This window comes from Gardnerella sp. DNF01199S (assembly GCF_049244155.1).
GTDB classification, from domain to species: Bacteria; Actinomycetota; Actinomycetes; order Actinomycetales; family Bifidobacteriaceae; genus Bifidobacterium; species Bifidobacterium piotii.
This window is the reverse complement of record NZ_CP058380.1, coordinates 452,133-472,475: the sequence shown is the minus strand read 5'-3', so window position 1 is coordinate 472,475 and position 20,343 is coordinate 452,133. Positions and strand designations below refer to the sequence as shown.

Below are 20,343 nucleotides of genomic sequence, written 5' to 3'. Positions count from 1 at the left end.
AGGTACTAGCGAACAGAAATAACCACGGGATTGCTTTGCAACCCTGCTACGTCCTTATGCTCGATTTGCGCAATGTATGTTCCGCGCGAAACTTTAGGCAAATCGGAGTCATTCGCGCAATTTTCTCCACTTGGCGTGCCAATCGTAGCGTTTGCATTCCAAGTAAACTTTTTATCGTACGAATCGCCTTTTGCCATAAGTAGCGGCTTGAGTGGAATTACGCACATATCTGATTGCCATTGCGGAACAACTGCTTGCGGTTTTTCTTTTATTTTAGATTTAGACGACTTATTTGACTTATCGCCTTTTGCGCCAGAAGAATCGCCAGCCGCTTGCGATGAATCGCCTGCGCTTTGGCCTATATTCAACACCATTCTTCCGCTCGAAGCGTCAATCCTGCACGAATCGTCGCCTTCGTAAACAATGTGAGCGTTAAACTCTAAAGTTCCACCCATTGGAACCGCCTGAGATGCAGCAGATAGCTCAATTCTAACGTCTTTTGCACTGCATTTTTTTATGACTCCAACAGGCCTTGGATCTGGTACAAGCTGTTTAGATAGAGTAACGTCTGAATGTTTGTTTATAGCGGTTCCGATTGCGCTAATGCCCTTAAAAATGCTGACTATGCAAAAAATGCAGAATGCTAAAACAGCCAGCAGCCCCACGCAAACTACGATTCGGCGGCGAATGTACATGCGGCGTCTCGCAGCACTAATCTTCCGCTTAGGTTTACGTTTTAATACAGGCATATTAACCATTGTAATGCATGAGTAGTTTTAAGACTATTTTTGGCTATTTATGGCGATTTCTAGCTATTTATTACTATTTTCCGCCCTCAAATCCAAGCTGACGCCACGCCTCATAAATGGCGATTGATGCGCAATTCGTAAGATTTAAGCTTCTAAGCGAAGGACGCATTGGCAAGCGAACCTGTTCCGCAACATGCGGGCCTGCCATAATATCCATTGGGTCTGGAACATCTCCTGGCTCTGGCCCAAAAAGCAAAATATCGTTCGGCTTATACTCAACATCTGTGTAAAGTTTTGTGGCGTTTGCAGTAAACGCAATTATGCGAGAATTTGGCATTGACTCAACAAGGTTTTCAAAATTCGGATGCATAACAACGTGTGCCATATCGTGATAATCAAGACCCGCACGACGAAGCTTTGTGTCTTGAAGATTAAATCCAAGCGGCTCTACAAGATGCAAAATGGTGCCCGTTACAGCGCAAAGGCGTATCGCAGAGCCTGTGTTTCCTGGGATTCTAGGCGAATAGAAGCACAAGTGCGGAGTTTGAGTTTGCGCAGTGCTTGCATCTTGCGCGCTTAGCATGGCATCCATAACGCTGATTGGATTTCCGTGCGCGTCTGTTACAAGCTCGTCTGGGCCGTAGTTTGACTTTCGGTAGCCGTACTCATACATCTGCTCTACGCGATTGACTGGGTTTTGTGCATCTAGGTTTTGTGCATCCGTGTTTTGTGCATCTTGCATATTCGTAATAATCACCTCAATAAAATCATCATAATAAAAATAAGCGCAAATCCTGCAAAATCAGCCCACGAGAACACAGCTCCCGTAAATACAACAGCCGTGATTGCAGCCATAACAGGCTCGCTCGCGCCCAAAAGCGTTCCGCGCACAGATCCAACTCGCATAATGCCAGCCAAAAACATCCAATATGCGCCAAAAGTTCCGCCAACAATCGTAAAAGTAAACAGCAAATACGCGCGCAAATCCAAAGGAGGCATTGTTTGCCATGGCTTCACAAATGGCAGCATAATAAGACCTGCAATAATAAACGTGATTCCGTTTACAGTAAGATTTCCCCATTTTGCAATCAATTTAACTGGCATAATCGCAAGCGCCGCCGTACTCGCAGCATCTGCTAATCCCCACAAAAGTCCCATCAACGGCAGCGAAAGCGAGCTAAAATTGCCGCCCGTTGCCATAAGCGCAGTTCCTGCAAACGCAAGCAAAACACCAATGTTTTCGCGCAAAGTCGGAGTTCTTTTTGACCGCAAACACACGTAAACAAGAACAAAAAGCAGATTGAGGCTTTGCAAAACGGTAGCTGTTCCAGAGTTAGTCCAGTCGATTGTAAAAAGATACGCAACTTGCGTTAAAAGCACGCACACAATACCTGTTACGACTAGCATTGGCCATGATTTTTTTGTGCTTAATGCGCCAACGAGTTGCTTGCGATTAACAATTGAGGCAACAATTACGAATAGCACGCCTGCAGCAAGCTGACGAACGCACGCGATTTGCAGCGGACTTACAAGGTATTTAGACATTAGAATCTTAGAAACAGTAGCGTTTGTGCCCCAAAGCGCGCCGCCAAGAATTGTTAAGATTATGCCAATCATCATTGTGCGCGGACTATGATCAACTGCAGGATTCGGTTTTTTAGGTTTTATTTTTTGGATATTCTTTACAAAACCAACATCCATGCTAAACACCTTCTAAACTTAAATCCTGTATTTGCTAATAATCCTGTAGTTTTGCGCATCTGTAGTAAGTCGCAAATCGCAAGTCTGGCAAATCGCTTACTACATATGAAAAATCTACACTATCATATAATCAACAACACGCACATAATCGACAACACGCAATTGCAAGGATTGTGTGTGCAATAAATCTATTAAGGTGATTTAAGAATCGCAAAAACGTTAAAAATGTCGCTCGCGCGTTACAGCGCGCTCACGTTTTCGCTTGCGTTGAAAGCACACTGTGCTTTCAACCTTAAGCAAGCTCAGCGCTCCGAATTGGAAAATCGTTAGCGCGGCCTAAGCGCGCTAACGTCTTCGCCGCACGTAAAGTCCATTGGACTTTACGTTTGAGCGGCTCAGCGAATCGAAGTGCATTCGCGCGCTACGCTTTAAGCGCTCATGCAAGTCGATTCGCGCTACGCTTTAAGCGAAAAGGCAGGTCGTCGCGCCCGCGCATTATGCAGCTCGAAATCGTCGATTCGCGCAACGCGCGATTTTGCATTATCCGCACACTATGTTATCTTATTTAAGTTGTCTTTTGTTATGCGATTTAGCACAATGATTGATGTGGAGAATTCGCCTAGTGGTCTATGGCGCACGCTTGGAAAGCGTGTTGGTGTAACAGCCTCACGAGTTCGAATCTCGTATTCTCCGCGAGTAGGGTTTCTAGCCAATCACTAGAAGCCCTTTTTCGTACTATATACTTTGCACAGCTTTATTTATACCAGCTTTATTTATACCAGACTTATTTACGCTTAGCGCGCAATAAGTGGCGCTACTTGCGATTCGTAAGCGCGCAAAGCCATATCAATCACATTGTGCATATCGTAGTAGTTGTATGTTCCCAATCGCCCACCAAAAACAGTGTTCGGCTCAGCCGCTGCAAGCTCCGCATAGCGCACATACAAGGCTTTATCTTCCTCCGTGTTCACTGGATAATACGGCTCATCCTCGCGGCTGGCTGCGCGAGAATACTCCTGCCAAACCACAGTCTCCCCAGCTTTAACGCTTTTACCTGGCACAAAATCAGCATCGCCGCTAGCAACGCCCTCAACCTCCCCGCGCTCTGGATTAAAGTTCTTAAACTCAATCGCGCGCGTAAACGGAACATCTGCATCCGAATAGTTCATAACTGGGCAGCCAAAGTGGTCATTCTCCTTATAACGCACCTCTTTAAAGTCAACAGTACGCCACTTTAACTCGCCAAGCGCGTAGTCAAAATACCTATCCACTGGCCCCGTATAAACCACTGGCACTCCAGCTTCCGCCAACGCGCGCTTATTAAACGGCTGCGATTCGTTGAAAAAGTCCACTCCAAGCGAAACGTGAATCAGCGGATTATCAATCATGCGCTGCATCCAAGCAGTGTATCCGTCTGTAGGCAAGCCTTCCCAAGTGTCTTTAAAGTAACGATTATTGTAGTTAAATCGCACAGGCAAACGCTTAATAATTCCAGCAGGCAGCTTAGAAGGATCTGTTTGCCACTGTTTTGCTGTGTAGTTTTTAATAAACGCCTCGTAAAGCGGACGCCCAATTAAACTAATGCCCTTATCGTTTAGATTCTGCGGATCTTTACCAGCCAGCTCACCTGCCTGGCTTTCAATAAGCGCCTTTGCTTCTTCTGGCGTGTAGTGAGCGTGGAAGAACTGGTTAATTGTACCCAAGTTGATTGGCAGCGGGTAAACTTCGCCGTCATGCGTTGCATACACGCGATGCACGTAGTTGGTAAAAGACGTAAAACGATTTACATAATCCCACACTCGCTTGTTGCTGGTGTGGAAAAGATGCGCGCCATACTTGTGGATTTCAATTCCCGTGCGCTCGTCAAAATACGAGTAAGCGTTGCCGCCAATGTGATTACGCACGTCAATAATCTCAACGCGAGCGCCAGCGCGTTCTGCAGCCTGCTGAGCCACAGTTAGGCCGAACAATCCTGCTCCAACAACCACTAAATCTGGGTATTCGCTCATTTTCCCACTCATTTCTTGCTTTCTGATTTGCACTTACTCTTCGATTTTTAATTGCATTACTTCATATTTTTAATGCATTACTTCATATTTTTGATTTTGCAATCGTAGATTATTTTTTCAAGATTCCTAACACACGCCATAGTAAAACATTGCGCGCGCTGTAAAATCGTAAGCTTTTTAACAGCTGATTTAGCAAATTCTACGTCTTTAGCATAATTTTTTTCGTATATTTTTTGGATTTCTGCGTCGCTATTTTTTCCGCTTTTAAGCGTATTTTCTCCGCTTTTCATCGCGCATCGCTCGTAACGCAAATTCCCAACCATTGTGTAGTAGCTTCTTGCTGGCAAAACGTTGTGTTCTAAGCACAAATCCCAATTTGCTCGAACTGCGTCTATATGATCGTGGTAAAAGCCCGCGTCTCGCATTTTATGCGTTACAGAATCCGTGCGTTGCAGCCAGTAATACAGCACTGCGTCCACGTGAGCCACGTAATTCATGCGCGAGTACAGCACGCTTGCCATCGCCGTGTCTTGCGCAAACTTTCCTTCGGGGAATCGCACTCCCTCCCAGATTTCTCGCTTGTAAAGCCTGCACCAATTCGCTTCGTTAAAGTAGCGCGCTTCGCTGTTTTTGCCCAGCTTGTTTCCGATTATTCTAAATATTTTGCAAAATACAGTTTGATACGCTTTTAGAGGATTTTTTACGATTTTTATTTGAGTCGCGTTCTCTAAACGCGCGGTTGCTTGCGACTTATCCGCACCCAATCCACTCGCACTCAAGCCAGCTTCTTTTTTAATCTGCTCTAAACTACTTAGCCCAAATTGACGCCATTTCGCTTTGCTCATACTAGCTCCGCTTTGCAAAAGCGCGTTTAACAAAATCTCAATATTTTTACAATCTAGAATATCGTCATTGTCTGCAAACGCTATAAATTCCCCACTCGCTGCATCTAGCCCTGCGTTTTGCGCGCGCGATATTCCGCCGTTTTGTTGGTGTATTACTTTAACTCGCGAATCTTTTGATGCATACGAATCGCAAATTTTACCCGAATCGTCTTTTGATCCATCGTCTACCAAAATCAGCTCTATGTTTTTGTACGTTTGCGCAAGAATCGAGTCCACGCATCCGCTCAAATATTTTGCAGAATTGTAGACTGGCACGATTATAGAAACTAGCGGATTTTCGTTTTTAGCATAATTTTCCATTGCTATCATTGCTATCCTTTCAAACCGCGTTCTGTTCTGCTTTACAAGATGAGATTTTGCTAGATGAGATTTTGCGCATTTGACGAATCTTCTTCTGCCCATCCTTAAATCCGCGTATCATCGCGCGAATCTTAGCAAATTTATTCTTTTCCCACAAAGCAACGAAAATCATATCTCGCACAACCGCACGCAACGACTTAACGTACGAGTATGTTCCCATTTTGTAGTCCACTACTTGCATATTTCGCGCTATGTAGTACTTGCGATTTGCGTTGTGGTTCCACACGATTGGGTGTTTTATAATCAAGTTTATTGAGCGCGCTTTGCCGATTTGGTGTTCCATTATAACGTTTTGGCATTCTACGATTTGCCAGCCAGCGCGCACTAGTCTCCTTGAAAAGTCGAAGTCTACTCCGTCGATTTCTAGCCATTCGTCAAATCCGCCGATCTTAGCCCACGCTTCTACGCTTGTTAAGCTTCCAGACGTTATGCATTCGTCTTCGTGACACTTGCTGTGTAAAATCGTGCCGTCTAAACGGTTTTTTAGCAAAGAGCATACAATTGCGATTTTTGAATTTTTTGCATTTTTTTGATTTACAAGACTTCCCTGATTTTCTAGGATTTTCTTGTATTCGCTAATCATGTTGCTTGGCACAACAGAATCGTCGTTAAGCGTTAGAACCCAGTTAAAACCTTGCGATTTTGCCCATTCAAACACTTGCGTCAATGCTTTTGCAAAACCAATATTTTGACTGTTTTTAACTAAAGTCACGTTTGCGTATTTGCTTACAACTTCTTGCAAGCTTTTAACATTTTTAGACGCATTGTCTACGATTATTACGCGCTCTACTTGATTGCATAACGCTTCTAAACACGTGCTTACGTCTGTTAAAGTTGGATTATAGGTGATTATTCCTGCACAAATATGCATGTTAATCCAAACTGCGATTCGTGCTGCTATTATCACTGCGATTTCTCACAGCACTTTCAACGCTATTCTTGCTACCACTTTTCACGCAACATTTGCTCACAAAACCAACAATCAAGTTTGTAAAACGCTTGAGCATTACAGAAAGCACAAGAATCACCACAAACTCTGCGATTAGCAATCCGTACGCTTGCCAGCGATTAAGCCACACAGGGTATATTACTGTAAACACTTGCATTATTAACACGTGGTGAACCAAAAAAATCGGGTACGAATATGCGGATATAAACTTTGTGCACGCGCTTAGTGGCTTAAAACTTTTAACAAGTTCGCCAATGTAAGACAGCAATAAGAATGCTAATATTCCTACAACCGTAACTGCAATATTGTCTTTTAATATGTGCGTTAATTGTTGTGCTGCAAGAATCACAAAAGATACTGCTGCAAGCCAATGCGGCACTTTTTTAATAAACTTTACAAAAATCATGCCAAATACTAATTCTGGCAATCTTGTTGTTAAAAGAATATCAGACGGCACTCGTGGAATCTGGTAAAACATAAAGAACACAACTGTTACAGCATATAGAGTCAACACAATGCACACAGTTGCTATTGGCATTTTGTTTACACCAACTCTTAAAAGCGGAAACACTATGTAAAACAGTATTATGAATCCGAGGAACCATTCACCTAAAGTGTAAAATGTGCCTACACCGAATGCAGAAGCATATCCATCCATTCCAAAAAGCGAAAAAATTACTGTTATCTTATGCCTTGGTACAAAAATATAGCCATTATTGCGAACAAACAGTAAAATATTCGCCACTACAAATGCCACCCAAAACATTGGATACAACGTTTTTGCGCGCTTTGTGTAGAATGTGCGCAAATCCAGGCTTTCTCTATCCCCGTAGTTGTACATAAGAGCGGCGCCAGAAATAATCAAAAATAGCGATACTCCTAATCCACCAATGTAAATTCCAAATGGCCTATTTACAAAGAATCGCGTAGGCTCCAAATACGGATTGTTAAAATGAGTTACAACAATCAAAATCGCAGCTATTGCGCGAATCCAATCCAAATAGAAAAGTCGCGGTTTTTTTGCGCGCGCGCGAACGCATTTTGTTGCGTCTGTATTTACGCTTATATCACTCATCTTCTTTACCTTCACTACCAACGTTACCTTTACGACAAATGTGTACAATTCTTTGAGCTATGTACAAAGCCTTATAAAATACGCGTTTTGCAATACTTTTTAGCACTCTTAAAACAGTGTAGCGGAAGCGCTTTCCGCGCATTACTTCTCTACAAGTTTCTTCCAAATTGTGCTTAATCCACGGCGTGCTAACAGATTTTGATAGTTCTCGAACATCGAATTCTAGATTCGTCATCTCTATTCGCGCAAAGTGGTCGGAGAATATGTATGCGTCGTAGTAGCCGTTTGATTGCGGCACATACCCGTATGCTCGCTCTATAAAGTGCAACAACGTTCCGTCTATTTTTAGCGGTTCTGCTGGGAAATCTTCGTAAGTCCACTTTCTATCCAATAGCCCGTGCAGTGCTTTCGTGCGGAACCAGAACATTGTGCCAAGCGGAGCTATAGCGTCTTTGTTTTCGTCTAACGGAACGCTGATTCCTAACGTTTTTTCTAGGAATTTCTTTGTACCCTCAAAGTTTGGACCCCAAGTGTATGTAAATCCTGGGAAGTAGTCTGCATGATTTGGCGGCGTTGGCATTGCCATTCCAAGTCGCGGATGCGTTTCAAATAGATTTATAACGTTTTGCACATACTCTTTACTTGCAAGAATATTTTCAAAACACTTGTAAGCGAATCCGTCACCTATGCTTCGAGGAGATAATTGCGTGACTTTTTTATCGTGAGCAAAGCATACGTAATCGTACTTCATAAGATCTGCGCCGCCGCCCACTAAGAATGCGCTCACATCTCTACCTCTATTTTCAATCAACCGCACGTCTACGTTATACGGAAGTTGTTTCACGCGTTGTTTCACGATTTGCTGGTTTTCTTTCGATCCTACAGTTAAAATAACGTCACATCCTTGCGGCATGGATTGAATATAGTGCAAACTTTTATCTAGCAAATCCATGTAATACAAGTGCATGCACAACGCGACTTTTGGCTTAGATGCAGGCTTAGCAGTAGATGTTGATGTAGCTGTTGATGAGTTTTCTACAATCTGATTTTGCGGCAAAATGTATCGCAAATGAAGATTCTTCATCAAATCTGCCATATTCATGCTTCGCAAAGCATTTTCCCAAATCAAATCCGTGTTGTAATCGGTGTGATCCCGCAAATACTCATATAAATCCAATGCCGAATTTCCAACAGATTGCGTAGAAACGTCGGAGTAATCGTGGAAGAAAGACCTGCGCTTAAAAATCGGGCAACGCTTATATTCCACAATCTGCCTTGCAGCATACGTTATTGGACCATAAGAATAGCCTTCTAAATCACTCGTATCAACGTATACAGACCACTTGTATCCCTTGTCTGCAAATCGCTTTGTAAACACAGATTCATGTAATCCAACCGACTCAAAGTAGCTGTTGATTGGTGGAAGATTATTCCAATAATCCTGAAAATCTTTGGATTGAACAAAGCTTTTTCTGTATGCGTGAAAATGCGATTGAATATGTTCTGGCAAATATCCGTACGGACTGTATCCAAACGGGTCTCCATTAACCTTATGAAACTTTGTTATGCCCCAAAAATCAAGGTCTTTTGCGTTCATAGCGTTAAACATTTCGCTAAACGGATAAACTGGCCCCATAATCGTAGCGTTAAATAACACTACTTCATCAAACTTTTCCAGATTCTCCCAACCGTAAGAGTCCATTGCAGTTTTGTACGCCCACACGTCAAAACCCTTGTTTTCGCGCAAAATAAACTTATTCGCATAGCTTTTAAGCATTGCTTTGCTTGGTTCGTCTATTTTTCCGTTTACTACAATCGCAAGCTCGTTAAAGAATGGCTTAAATCCGTCAAGCAACGTAGACACATAACGGTCTGCGTGACCTTGCGCATCATAGAAGAAGAAAATGCCCAAGCGCTTTGGATTTTCCAAAATCATGTTATCTCCCGATTTACCTTTAATTATCTTTTATTATTCTATTGTGTAATTTTGTATTTTGTTTAATCTCAAATTTATTTTTTAGACTTTATTTATCATTCTTTGGTTTAATTAAGTTTTTAACCATATTTTTTATCTTTTTTGCAAAACGCTTATAAGCTGGCATTGCGTCATAACGTTTTTGCTCTTCAATTTGCAAACGTTTTTGTTCTTCTTCGTATTTTTGTTTACTCACTTGCATAATATGCAAAGACATTAAGTCTACTTGCTCAGCATAAGTTGCGTTCTGTGAATCATTAAAACTATCTGGTTTAATGTTTCGGTAAACGTTAAGAAGAGCATCACAAACGGAGCCGTGTTTTATTACGCAATCATCTTCTACAACTTGATTCATAAGGTGCACAAGCTCTTCTAGCACAATCAAGCACGCGCGCTCTAATCCCCATGTTTCAATAACAGCGTTTATTGCTTCTTGAAAATCCTCGACTTTTAGTCTTGTAAAGAACTCATCTTTTACTATTTTCAAAGCGCGATTATTAAACCATTTTGCAGCTTCTTCAACGGTTTGCTTGCGACTTTTCAGCGCACAATCGTCGAAAGAATCATTAACAAAAATACCATTGGAATCGTCAACAAAATCGCCAGCAAAATCGCAAAAAGCATTCACAACATCTTTAATGTATTGCTGTTCCGTGCTAAATCTTTCAACGCTTATTTTAGATCTTCCAGAAATTCCTCTGCCAATATGGTATTTAAGCGCGCGGAACGCCGTTAAGTCCTTCAAAGTCTTAGCAGAAGATGCCGTTACAAAGTATTCGTATGCGTCTTCGACTTTAGTGAGTCTAGTAGAAACTGTTTTTTCAAAAGAAGCGCGTATTAAATCGCCATTAAAAAGTGCTGTTATTACATTCCAAGGCATCCAATGCGGAAAATCGCTAGAGAACGACGATTTTATAATATTGTCTCCCGATTGATCTCCATTGGTTTGCGCATACATTTGATCGTAACTGTATGCAAAATCTTCGTCCGATTTGCCTTCTGGATGAATAGAAACACCAAAATGCAATATATCTGCGGGATGACTACTAACGTACGAGTAAAGAACTTCGCAAGTTTTAAGCTCAATCTCATCGTCTGCGTCAACAAAAAGAACGTAATCTCCGCTAGTTGCCTTAACAGCGGTTTTACGAGCCATATGCAATCCGCCATTCAAAGCCTTAGCAATAATTTTTACTCTAGAATCTTTTTTCTCGTAATCGCGAAGAATTTGCAAAGTATTATCTGTACTAGCGTCGTCAACAACAACAATCTCAATGTTTTTAAGGGTTTGATTAATAAGTGAATCCATACATTGCTTAATATACGGCTCTTTGTTATAAGCGGGAACCACTATGGAAATTGCAGGATTCATAAATCGTCTCCATTGCACACTAATCAGTAAAACAGCACAAATCATGTCTATTGTACTACTAAACGTAATCCTTATAGCTTGTTGAGCATGTATAGAATCTTATAATACAATTGTAAGTAGCGCATATAGATTAAACGCATAGAAAGGTTGTATCATGAATCAAACGGAGTCTAGTGGCATTAAAACACTAAATAATAATCCAATACACAACTCATCTGTGCTAGTAAAAAATAACGTGCTAGTAAAAAATAACGAAAAAAGCATAGATAATAACGCAATTGATACAGTTGCAGAAAAAACGTATTCTTTTAAAGACTTCATTTATTTTTGTAAATCTAATGTTGCAGAACTTGCAATAAGCGCGATTTTTTTGATTATTGCATACGGCCAAAAAGCTTTTTCTAACACTTTCTCTATAGATACAGAGGGGATGATTGCACGCGCAAACAATCTTTATAATTCTTGGATTCGCCTAGAACGCTTTGGATTGCTAGCTTTTAAGTACATTACAGGAAGATACTGGTATAACAATTCATTAGCTGGAATCTTAATGGTTCTTGCGCTTTTTGCGTCTGCAACAACATGGGCATACTTGTTTAGCAAATCGCATAATTTAGGCGCAAAATTCCACCCAGCTTTATTTATAATTCCGTTTATAAGCGCTCCTATTCTTGCAGAAATGCTTGGATTCTTGCTTATGGGAGATGATGTAGCTTGTGCGCTAATGTTTGTTAGCATATCGCTTATGTGTGCGCATAACGCGTACCAAAATCGTAAAGAACTTAAAACTCTTTTAACATACTCACTAATGGCTATTGTTTTTGCACTTTTTGGATTCACAATCTACCTAGCAATGACTACTGTTTTTATTGCTGGAACAGCCATGATTGCGCTAATAGTTAAAGGAAACTATGCATGCAAATTCAAAAACACAGTAACTTACGTTTTTACGTATATTTGCGTGTTTATAGCAAGTTATGCATGCTATGCGATTTTGAACAAGATTGTTATGGCTGCCAACCACACCTTTACGGATCCATACATTAAGAACCAAATGCGCTGGGGCAAAGACCCTATATCAACAATCATTCATACTATACTTTCGCATGCAAAAAGCATGTATCTAGGAAGAACAATATTCCATAGCGTATTTATAACAATTGCATTAATTGCTTTAGTGCTGTTAATTATTGTTCAAGTGATTCGTAAAAAACTTAACGCTTTTACTATTATTTTTGCTATTGCTATAGTTGCAAGCCCTATGATGATGAGCGTAATACTTGGAACATCTGGAGTAGCGCGAACGGAACTAACATACCCTCTTGCTGGAGCTTTTGCATGCATGTATTTGTTGCATTACATTATGCAATTTAGCAAAAAGACTTTAACAACGATTATTGCATGCGTTCTTCTTGCAATTATTGGATTAAGCCAGTCGTTTACAGTAAACCGCTTGTATTACACGGAATACATGACTTACAACCAAGACTATTACATTGCTCAAGACGTTGTTAGAAGAATAGAAGCAATACAAGCAAATCATAAAAATCCGCTTAAAGTAGTATTCGTTGGAAATCATAAAGCAAACTACAATCCTAATGAATTTAAGTCAAATCAGCTTGAACTTATTGGGCGATCAATGTTTGAGATTGGATTCTCAACTACTCACGGCACATGGGTAAAAAGTGGTTTCATAAGCTCAACTACTGGAGTTAATCTAGAAACACTTGGATCAGAATCCGACTATATGAATGCAGAAAAAGCCGCGCAAGATATTCCTTCTTGGCCTTCGAATGAATGCACTACTGTTTTAGATAACAAGTATATAATCGTAAAATTCTAAATTACTAACTAAAAATAAAGTTGTTAACGCTTTATAAATGTACCAAACAAACAAGTATAAAGCGTTAGCAACTTAAATAAGTGTTTCAATCTCGTAACGTGGGCGATGCTTAGATTCCATATAAATCTTTCCAATGTATTCGCCCACAATGCCGATTGAAAGCATAATCAATCCGCCAATAAACCACATTGAGAACATAACAGAACCCCAGCCAGCAACTGCTTTTCCTTGCAAAACGGAAACTATTACGTAAACAAATACGCATAGCGAAACTAAAATAGACGCGAATCCTGCAAATGTTACAAAACTCAAAGGCTTAGTAGAAAAAGACGTAATACCGTCTATAGCAAACGAAATCATCTTTTTAAGCGGATACTTAGACACACCAGCTTTGCGCTTACCGCGTACATACTCAACTTTTGTTGACTTAAAGCCAATCGACGGCACTATGCCACGCAAGAAAAGATTAACTTCTTTATATTCCAAAAGAGCTTTCAACGCATTCTTGCCCATAAGTCTATAATCGGCATGATTTGGAACGGTTTCTGCACCCATCCACTTAAAAACACTGTAAAAAGCTAATGCAGTATTGCGCTTAAACCACGTGTCTGTTTCTCTAGACGAGCGAACGCCATACACAACCTCGTAGCCTTCCACATATTTTGCAATAAATTGATCAACAACATCAACATCGTCTTGCAAATCAGCGTCCATGGAAATTGCAGCATCGCAACCAGATTTATATGCTGTAGTTAAGCCAGCAAGCAAAGCATTTTGATGACCACGATTATGCGCAAGCTTTACTCCGCCAAAAAGCGAAGGATTCGACTGGTGTAAATCGCAAATAATATTCCAAGTTGAATCTCTAGAACCATCATCCACAAAAAGAATACGGCTAGAATCCGAAATAATCTTATTTTCAATAAGAAAAGTAACTTTGCTTAAAAGAATACTAGAAGTATGCGGAAGAACAGGCTCCTCGTTGTAGCAAGGAAGAACAAAATATATGCATGGGCACTTGCCGTTTTGTAATGTTTCACGCAACTTTAATCCTTTCTAAAAACCATAATTTAGCATTAAAAATCCAGAAAAGTGACGATTTGCAATAACTATTTTAGAAAATCACTCATAATCTTTTGGATTTTGCTATTATCTCCCCAAACTGCTGGAGAATCGTATGGTCTATCTGGAAATGCGCCATACTCAAGCGAAATATCAAGATTATTCTCGCGAATGTAACGCTCAACGCGATCTGCAAGCGAAACAGGCTCCCCCGTGCAGCAATTAATTACGCCATTTACTTTATCTTGCAAAACGGTTGCAGCAATTTGCTTAGCCAACACGTCTACATTAATAAAATCGTACTTGTTTTTTCCAGTGGTAAACGGAAAAGTCTTCTTTCCTTCTTGAGCAGCTTGAAGAAGTTTAGAGAAAATAGAGTTTCCACGAGCGTCGTCGCCAACAATGTAGTACGCACGAATCCATTGAACAGTGGCATTATACTCTTTACCCAAAAGCAAAGTAGCTTCACGCAAAGCATTCTTAGAAATGCCATACATAGAAGCTGGCTTGCAAGGCGTGCTCTCATCAATAGCGCCCTCCCAGTAGCCAACTTCGTGCATAGAACCCATAACAGCAATCTGCTTTAAGCCACCCGAAAGCATAAGACGAATAAAGCGGTAATGGTTCGATAAATCTTCCATGTGCGTGTCTGCAGCATGCTTAAAACCGTTGCGCCAAGCCATGTGCAAGCAAACGTCTGGGGACCCAAGCTTTGTGAACAAATCAGCATCATCGCTAAAAATATTCGCTTCAATACGCGTTGCACGCTCATCAACACCGTCTAAACGCAAGTCGGAAGCAATTACGCTAGCGCCTGCATCTAAAAGAGCTTTAACAACGTGACGACCAATATATCCACCAGCACCAGTAACAAGAATTCGCTTACTCATAATTTTTCAGTTTAGCAGCGTATAAAAACTTTCAAACATGCCAAGCACAGTAAAGCTATAAACAAAAGCAACCTAACACAAAACACGTGCTAGTTATTAGCACAAATCAATCCCCAAATGTAAACTTAACAAAGTTATACGTGCATGCACACTGCAAATTTTGTAAGAAAGGCAGCGATGACAACAAAGTCTGACGCCATCTATCACCCTGGTAGAAGCAAAGGTCTGATTGACATTCCAAGATACCTTTATTTGCTTGACTTACTTGTAAAAAAAGAAGTACGCATAAGATATCGCGGTTCTTGGCTCGGTATGGCTTGGACGTACGTAAAGCCAATAACACAATTTGTAGTGTTCTACGTTGCAATGGGAATTTTCTTAGGACTTGGCCGCGGAGGTGGAATTCAAGCCTACCCACTGTACCTTTTTAGCGGAATCATAGTAACAAACTTTTTTGTAGAAGCATTCTCTAATTGCACAAGATCAATACTTTCTAATGCTGGCTTAATACAAAAAATCTATCTTCCTAGAGAGCTATTCCCACTTGCATCGCTACGAGTTGCTTTTGTGCACTTTTTCCCACAAGTAATCGTGCTTATAATCGGAGCCTTATGCATGGGGTGGATTCCAGATTTTGCAGGCGTAATAGTGGCAATAATCGGATTTATTAGCGTGTGTACGTTTGCGTTTGGTCTTGGATTATTCTTTGGAGCAATAAACGTTTTTTACAGAGATGCAGAAAACATTACAGACTTGGTAGCAATGGTTGCTGTATGGCTTGCGCCGTGCTTCTACACGTGGCAGATGGTTGCAGCTCACGCACCACGATGGGTTTTAGAGATGTATTATGCAAATCCTATTGCAATAAGCGTTGAAGCATTCCACCGCGGATTCTGGCTAAATGCCACAGATCGCACTTTCCAATTTGCAGGAGCTTGGTCTTTAAGACTTTGCGAAAGCCTTGTAGTTGCATTTGCTGTACTACTTATTGGCGAAGTTACATTTAGACATCTTGAAGGCAAGTTTGCTCAAGAAATTTAAGCTTACTAAGATTTTGTGGATTTTACTTTTAAGAGCAGCAGGAGTTATATATGAATAAGCCTTATAACACACTTCCAGAAGACGTTGTGTTAAGCGTTTCTAACGTTACTAAACGATTCTCGCTGCGAGCAAATCATTCGATTAAAGAGTCGATTGTAAACTTGCTAACACCGCCGTCTAAAAAGCACGAGACACAAAACTTTACAGCTTTAAGCAATGTTAGTTTTACTATTAAACGCGGCGAAACTGTTGGACTAATAGGCATGAATGGCTCTGGAAAGTCCACTATGCTTAAAATGCTTTCTGGAGTTATGCAACCAGACGAAGGCGAAGTTTGTGCGCGCGGAAGAATCGCAGGACTAATCGAAGTTGGAGCAGGATTTGCTGCAGACTTAACTGGTCGCGAAAACGTGTATCTTAACGGCGCAATTCTTGGAATGACAAAAGAAGAAATAGACGATAAATACCAATCAATAGTAGACTTTAGCGAAATAGAGCCTTTTATGGACACAGAAGTTAAGTTCTACTCTTCTGGAATGTTCTTACGATTAGCGTTTTCTGTAGCAGCGCACAGCGATCCAGACATATTCTTAATCGACGAAATTCTTGCAGTTGGAGACGAAGCTTTCCAACACAAGTGCATTACTAGGCTTAAAGAACAGCAAAAACGAGGGCAAACAATGGTAATTGTTTCGCACAGCGAAGATCAAATTAAGCAACTTTGCTCTCGCTGCATAGTGCTGTCTCATTCACACATGATTTACGACGGTGAAGCCGAGCCAGCATTTAACGCAATGCGAGAAAGCTTAAACAATAAAGCATAAACAAAAATCTTAAACAATAATCAAAACTAAAAAGCAAAAGGCATATAAGAGGATATTATGGAAAACATGAGTAACACAACAAACTTTGAGCCAAAAAACATAATTGTAACTGGCGGATGTGGCTTTATTGGGTCTAATTTTGTGCACTACGTAGTGAACAATCACCCAGAAACGCACGTAACAGTATTAGACGCGTTAACGTACGCAGGAAATATTGAAAATATTGCAGGATTGCCAGAAGACAGAGTTGATTTTGTGCACGGCAATATTTGCGATGCTGAGCTTTTAGATAAGCTTGTTCCAGGTCACGACGCTATTGTGCACTACGCTGCAGAATCGCATAATGACAACAGCATTGCAGACCCTGAACCATTCCTTAAAACCAACGTTGAAGGCACTTTTAGACTTCTAGAAGCAGTTAGAAAGTACGGCATTCGATACCATCACATTTCCACAGATGAAGTGTACGGAGATTTGGCATTAGACGACCCAGCTAAATTTACGGAAGAAACGCCATACCACCCATCCAGCCCATACAGCTCCACAAAAGCGGCAAGCGATATGTTGGTACGCGCATGGACTCGCACATACGGTTTGCACACAACAATCAGCAATTGCTCAAACAACTACGGACCATACCAGCATGTTGAAAAGTTTATTCCTCGACAAATCACAAATATTTTAGAGGGTATTCGACCAAAGCTATACGGTCAAGGATTAAACGTGCGAGATTGGATTCACACTGAAGACCACAGCAGCGCTGTTTGGACAATCCTAACAAAGGGAGAACTTGGAAACACGTACCTGATTGGTGCAAATGGCGAGAAAAACAATATAACAGTTTTGCGCATGATTCTAGAAATGATGGGCAAAGATGCAGACGACTTTGACCTTGTAAAAGATCGCCCAGGCCACGATCGCCGTTACGCAATCGACAGCACAAAATTGCAAACGCAGCTTGGATGGAAGCCAAAGCACACAGACTTTACAACAGGCTTAGAGCAAACAATCAAATGGTACACAGAAAATCGAGCATGGTGGGAAGGCGCTAAAAGCGCAACCGAAGCGAAATATAAAGCACAAGGACAGTGAATCGCATAAAAGTCAAGCTTGCTTGTACGAAGATTGCATGCAACTTGTATGTAATAGTTTGCAAATCTAGCCAAAAATAGTCATAAATCTAATAAAAATAAAGAATTTGCAGGATGCTATGGAATTTGAAAAAGAACTAAGCGTTACAAAAACCAATATTCCAGGTTTAATCGTGTTCGATCTTCCAGTGCACGGAGACAACCGCGGATGGTTCAAAGAAAACTGGCAGCGCGCTAAAATGACGGCTCTAGGTCTCCCCGACTTTGGGCCTGTGCAAAACAACATTTCGTTCAACGAAAAACGCGGAGTAACCAGAGGCATCCACGCAGAACCATGGGATAAATACATAAGCATTGCTACTGGCGAAGTATTTGGCGCATGGGTAGATTTAAGACCAGGGCAAAGCTTCGGTCAAGTGTACACAACCACACTAAACCCAAGCAAAGCAATCTACGTGCCTAGAGGCGTAGGAAACAGCTTCCAAGCACTGCAAGACGGCACAGCATACACTTACTTAGTAAATGCACACTGGTCGCTAGAGCAAAAGAAAACATACACTTTTGTAAACCTTGCAGACCCAGAATTACACATTAATTGGCCAATACCGCTCGAAGAATCCGAGCGCAGCGAAGCAGACTTACACCATCCAATGCTAAAAGATGCAAAGCCAATGGCACCAAAGCGCACTCTTGTAACTGGATGCAATGGTCAACTTGGTCGCGCAATACAAAACTATGCTAAAGAGCATAATTTAGAAGGATTTGAGTACGTAGACTTAGATAGCTTCGATATAGCAAATAAAGACGATTACAACAGCTACGACTGGGATTTGTACGGAACGATTATTAACACTGCAGCATACACGTCTGTAGATGGCGCGCAAACGCCACAAGGGCGAAGAGACGCGTGGAATAGCAACGTTAAAGGAGTGGCAAATCTTGCAAAAATTGCGCAAGAACACCACATTACTCTTGTGCACATCTCAAGCGACTATGTTTTTGACGGCACTCAAGAAAATCACAAAGAAAACGAAGACTTTGCACCACTAGGCGTGTACGGCGAAACAAAAGCCGCTGCAGATTCTCTAGTAGCAAATGTTCCACAGCATTATATTATTCGCTCAAGCTGGATTGTTGGAGAAGGACGAAACTTTGTAACGCGCATGATTGACTTTGCAAACCGTTGCAAAAATGGCGAATCCGTTAGTGTTCAAGCTCCAATAGATCAAACTGGAAGACTCACTTTTGCAAGCGACTTAGTAAAAGGCATGTTCCATCTTCTAAACACGCAAGCACAATACGGAACATACAATCTTACAGGATCTGGCAAAATCGCGTCTTGGCACGATATTGCTAAAAAAGTGTTTACACAACTTAATGTAGACACAAACAAAATCGAAGCAAACAGAGTAGACGATTACACGCGCATATCTAATGGCTCTCCTAGACCACACAAGTGCGCACTTGACTTGCAAAAAATCGAGTCCGCTGGATTTACGCCAGACGATTGGGAAGATTTGCTTGAATCTTACGTAAATAGAATTGAACAAAACAACAAGTAAAGGATGTTTCAAAGATGAAAGGCATTATTCTTGCTGGCGGTTCTGGCACACGCCTGTACCCACTTACTACCGTAACGTCTAAGCAGCTTTTGCCAGTTTACGATAAGCCAATGGTCTACTACCCTCTTAGTGTGCTTATGATGGCTGGAATACGAGATATTCTTGTGATTTCTACTCCTCAAGACTTGCCGAATTTTGAAAGGCTGCTTGGAAGCGGAGAGCAATTTGGAATCAACTTATCTTACAAAGTTCAGCCATCTCCAGACGGACTTGCTCAAGCATTTATAATCGGAGAAGAGTTTATAAATGGCGATTCTTGCGCGCTTGTTCTTGGAGACAATATATTCTACGGAAATGGCTTGGGAGCAATTCTAAAGCGCGCTGCACACGTAGAACACGGCGCTACAGTATTTGGCTACTACGTAGACGACCCAGAAAGATACGGTGTTGTGGAATTTGACGAAAATCACAAAGCCGTTAGCATAGTAGAAAAACCAGAACACCCAGCATCAAACTATGCTGTTACAGGCTTATACTTCTACGATTCCAGAGTTACAGAGTTTGCAAAACAAGTTAAACCGAGCGCGCGCGGAGAACTTGAGATTACAGACCTTAACAAAATGTACTTAGAAAATGGCTCGCTAAACGTTATGACTCTTGGTCGCGGATACGCGTGGCTAGACACTGGCACAATGGACTCGCTTTACGAAGCGGGCGAATTTGTGCGCACAATAGAGCGAGCGCAAGGGCTGCCAATCGCAGTTCTTGAGGAGATTGCGTACGAAAATCAGTGGATTAGTCGCGAGCGTTTGCTTGAGTCGGCAGAAAAATATGGTAAAAGCAATTATGGCAAGCACTTAAAGCAGGTTGCTGAAAATCGCATTATTATATCTAAAGATTTGTTTGAAGATTAGTAAAATAAATTAATAACTTAA

The 20,343-nt window shown here is 41.3% G+C and carries 17 protein-coding genes and 1 tRNA gene; 7 read left to right on the top strand and 11 right to left on the bottom strand.

From position 1 onward, the window contains the following. Positions 1 to 5: 5 nt before the first annotated feature. The 3 genes from HXT45_RS01875 to HXT45_RS01865 all read right to left on the bottom strand — a co-directional run bounded on the left by HXT45_RS01875 (position 6) and on the right by HXT45_RS01865 (position 2,450). Positions 6 to 758, bottom strand: coding sequence for a peptide ABC transporter permease (locus HXT45_RS01875; RefSeq protein ID WP_421782060.1), 753 nt, complete (start codon positions 756 to 758; stop codon positions 6 to 8). A 64-nt stretch (positions 759 to 822) separates the two neighbouring features. Continuing rightward, a complete protein-coding gene (locus HXT45_RS01870; protein WP_421782058.1) occupies positions 823 to 1,491 on the bottom strand; it encodes a tRNA (cytidine(34)-2'-O)-methyltransferase in 669 nt (222 codons plus the stop codon). 11 nt (positions 1,492 to 1,502) lie between these two features. After that, positions 1,503 to 2,450 (bottom strand): DMT family transporter, encoded by a 948-nt coding sequence (locus tag HXT45_RS01865; protein WP_016636192.1) that lies wholly within the window; start codon positions 2,448 to 2,450, stop codon positions 1,503 to 1,505. Between the two features lie 608 nt (positions 2,451 to 3,058). Between HXT45_RS01865 and HXT45_RS01860 the strand changes: the two genes are divergently transcribed. Then, a tRNA-Ser gene (locus tag HXT45_RS01860) sits at positions 3,059 to 3,143 on the top strand. A 101-nt stretch (positions 3,144 to 3,244) separates the two neighbouring features. Here the strand turns inward: HXT45_RS01860 and glf are convergent. From glf to HXT45_RS01830, 6 genes are all read right to left on the bottom strand, one after another. Further along, complete coding sequence (gene glf / locus HXT45_RS01855) at positions 3,245 to 4,459, bottom strand: UDP-galactopyranose mutase (RefSeq protein ID WP_421782272.1); 1,215 nt, start codon at positions 4,457 to 4,459, stop codon at positions 3,245 to 3,247. A gap of 77 nt (positions 4,460 to 4,536) precedes the next feature. After that, the gene (locus HXT45_RS01850) at positions 4,537 to 5,664 is read right to left on the bottom strand and encodes a glycosyltransferase family 2 protein (RefSeq protein WP_415691345.1); all 1,128 of its coding nucleotides are present in this window, start codon (positions 5,662 to 5,664) and stop codon (positions 4,537 to 4,539) included. A gap of 19 nt (positions 5,665 to 5,683) precedes the next feature. Continuing rightward, positions 5,684 to 6,595, bottom strand: coding sequence for a glycosyltransferase (locus tag HXT45_RS01845; RefSeq protein WP_415691346.1), 912 nt, complete (start codon positions 6,593 to 6,595; stop codon positions 5,684 to 5,686). A gap of 1 nt (position 6,596) precedes the next feature. After that, positions 6,597 to 7,748 carry an acyltransferase family protein gene (locus HXT45_RS01840; protein WP_415704625.1) on the bottom strand — a complete coding sequence of 384 codons (1,152 nt, stop codon included), beginning with the start codon at positions 7,746 to 7,748 and terminating at the stop codon, positions 6,597 to 6,599. Further along, entirely contained in the window at positions 7,741 to 9,684 is a 1,944-nt protein-coding gene (locus tag HXT45_RS01835) for a rhamnan synthesis F family protein (protein ID WP_421782056.1), read from the bottom strand. Before HXT45_RS01835 ends, HXT45_RS01840 begins: the two co-directional genes overlap by 8 nt. An 88-nt stretch (positions 9,685 to 9,772) precedes the next feature. Beyond that, positions 9,773 to 11,095 carry a glycosyltransferase family 2 protein gene (locus HXT45_RS01830; RefSeq protein ID WP_421782054.1) on the bottom strand — a complete coding sequence of 441 codons (1,323 nt, stop codon included), beginning with the start codon at positions 11,093 to 11,095 and terminating at the stop codon, positions 9,773 to 9,775. Between the two features lie 154 nt (positions 11,096 to 11,249). On the opposite strand from HXT45_RS01830, the gene HXT45_RS01825 reads away from it, so the two are divergent. Further along, positions 11,250 to 12,938, top strand: coding sequence for a glucosyltransferase domain-containing protein (locus tag HXT45_RS01825; protein WP_421782052.1), 1,689 nt, complete (start codon positions 11,250 to 11,252; stop codon positions 12,936 to 12,938). 72 nt (positions 12,939 to 13,010) lie between these two features. On the opposite strand, the gene HXT45_RS01820 is transcribed toward HXT45_RS01825, so the two are convergent. Both HXT45_RS01820 and HXT45_RS01815 read right to left on the bottom strand, forming a co-directional pair. Next, positions 13,011 to 13,982, bottom strand: coding sequence for a glycosyltransferase family 2 protein (locus tag HXT45_RS01820; RefSeq protein WP_004129916.1), 972 nt, complete (start codon positions 13,980 to 13,982; stop codon positions 13,011 to 13,013). A 65-nt stretch (positions 13,983 to 14,047) separates the two neighbouring features. Beyond that, positions 14,048 to 14,890: an NAD-dependent epimerase/dehydratase family protein gene (locus tag HXT45_RS01815; protein WP_421782049.1), complete on the bottom strand. Its 843-nt coding sequence runs from the start codon at positions 14,888 to 14,890 to the stop codon at positions 14,048 to 14,050. A gap of 177 nt (positions 14,891 to 15,067) precedes the next feature. Between HXT45_RS01815 and HXT45_RS01810 the strand changes: the two genes are divergently transcribed. The 5 genes from HXT45_RS01810 (at position 15,068) to rfbA (ending at position 20,322) form a co-directional block, all read left to right on the top strand. Beyond that, a complete protein-coding gene (locus HXT45_RS01810; RefSeq protein ID WP_004112141.1) occupies positions 15,068 to 15,931 on the top strand; it encodes an ABC transporter permease in 864 nt (287 codons plus the stop codon). A 152-nt stretch (positions 15,932 to 16,083) separates the two neighbouring features. Then, a complete protein-coding gene (locus HXT45_RS01805; protein ID WP_373271617.1) occupies positions 16,084 to 16,755 on the top strand; it encodes an ABC transporter ATP-binding protein in 672 nt (223 codons plus the stop codon). Positions 16,756 to 16,812: 57 nt separating this feature from the next. Further along, positions 16,813 to 17,847 carry a dTDP-glucose 4,6-dehydratase gene (rfbB, locus tag HXT45_RS01800; RefSeq protein WP_004129905.1) on the top strand — a complete coding sequence of 345 codons (1,035 nt, stop codon included), beginning with the start codon at positions 16,813 to 16,815 and terminating at the stop codon, positions 17,845 to 17,847. A gap of 118 nt (positions 17,848 to 17,965) precedes the next feature. Next, positions 17,966 to 19,408: a sugar nucleotide-binding protein gene (locus HXT45_RS01795; protein ID WP_421782047.1), complete on the top strand. Its 1,443-nt coding sequence runs from the start codon at positions 17,966 to 17,968 to the stop codon at positions 19,406 to 19,408. Positions 19,409 to 19,422: 14 nt separating this feature from the next. Then, positions 19,423 to 20,322, top strand: coding sequence for a glucose-1-phosphate thymidylyltransferase RfbA (gene rfbA, locus HXT45_RS01790; RefSeq protein WP_016636204.1), 900 nt, complete (start codon positions 19,423 to 19,425; stop codon positions 20,320 to 20,322). Positions 20,323 to 20,343 lie beyond the last annotated feature (21 nt).

Excerpts from the sequence above, each read along its gene's own strand:
- glf (WP_421782272.1), bottom strand. The coding sequence starts at position 4,459 with ATGAGCGAATACCCAGATTTAGTGGTTGTTGGAGCAGGATTGTTCGGC.
- HXT45_RS01810 (WP_004112141.1), top strand. The coding sequence starts at position 15,068 with ATGACAACAAAGTCTGACGCCATCTATCACCCTGGTAGAAGCAAAGGT.
- HXT45_RS01795 (WP_421782047.1), top strand. The coding sequence starts at position 17,966 with ATGGAATTTGAAAAAGAACTAAGCGTTACAAAAACCAATATTCCAGGT.
- HXT45_RS01845 (WP_415691346.1), bottom strand. The coding sequence starts at position 6,595 with ATGCATATTTGTGCAGGAATAATCACCTATAATCCAACTTTAACAGAC.
- HXT45_RS01875 (WP_421782060.1), bottom strand. The coding sequence starts at position 758 with ATGGTTAATATGCCTGTATTAAAACGTAAACCTAAGCGGAAGATTAGT.
- HXT45_RS01830 (WP_421782054.1), bottom strand. The coding sequence starts at position 11,095 with ATGAATCCTGCAATTTCCATAGTGGTTCCCGCTTATAACAAAGAGCCG.
- HXT45_RS01840 (WP_415704625.1), bottom strand. The coding sequence starts at position 7,748 with ATGAGTGATATAAGCGTAAATACAGACGCAACAAAATGCGTTCGCGCG.
- HXT45_RS01815 (WP_421782049.1), bottom strand. The coding sequence starts at position 14,890 with ATGAGTAAGCGAATTCTTGTTACTGGTGCTGGTGGATATATTGGTCGT.
- HXT45_RS01850 (WP_415691345.1), bottom strand. The coding sequence starts at position 5,664 with ATGGAAAATTATGCTAAAAACGAAAATCCGCTAGTTTCTATAATCGTG.
- HXT45_RS01825 (WP_421782052.1), top strand. The coding sequence starts at position 11,250 with ATGAATCAAACGGAGTCTAGTGGCATTAAAACACTAAATAATAATCCA.
- HXT45_RS01865 (WP_016636192.1), bottom strand. The coding sequence starts at position 2,450 with ATGGATGTTGGTTTTGTAAAGAATATCCAAAAAATAAAACCTAAAAAA.
- HXT45_RS01835 (WP_421782056.1), bottom strand. The coding sequence starts at position 9,684 with ATGATTTTGGAAAATCCAAAGCGCTTGGGCATTTTCTTCTTCTATGAT.
- rfbA (WP_016636204.1), top strand. The coding sequence starts at position 19,423 with ATGAAAGGCATTATTCTTGCTGGCGGTTCTGGCACACGCCTGTACCCA.
- HXT45_RS01870 (WP_421782058.1), bottom strand. The coding sequence starts at position 1,491 with ATGCAAGATGCACAAAACACGGATGCACAAAACCTAGATGCACAAAAC.
- rfbB (WP_004129905.1), top strand. The coding sequence starts at position 16,813 with ATGGAAAACATGAGTAACACAACAAACTTTGAGCCAAAAAACATAATT.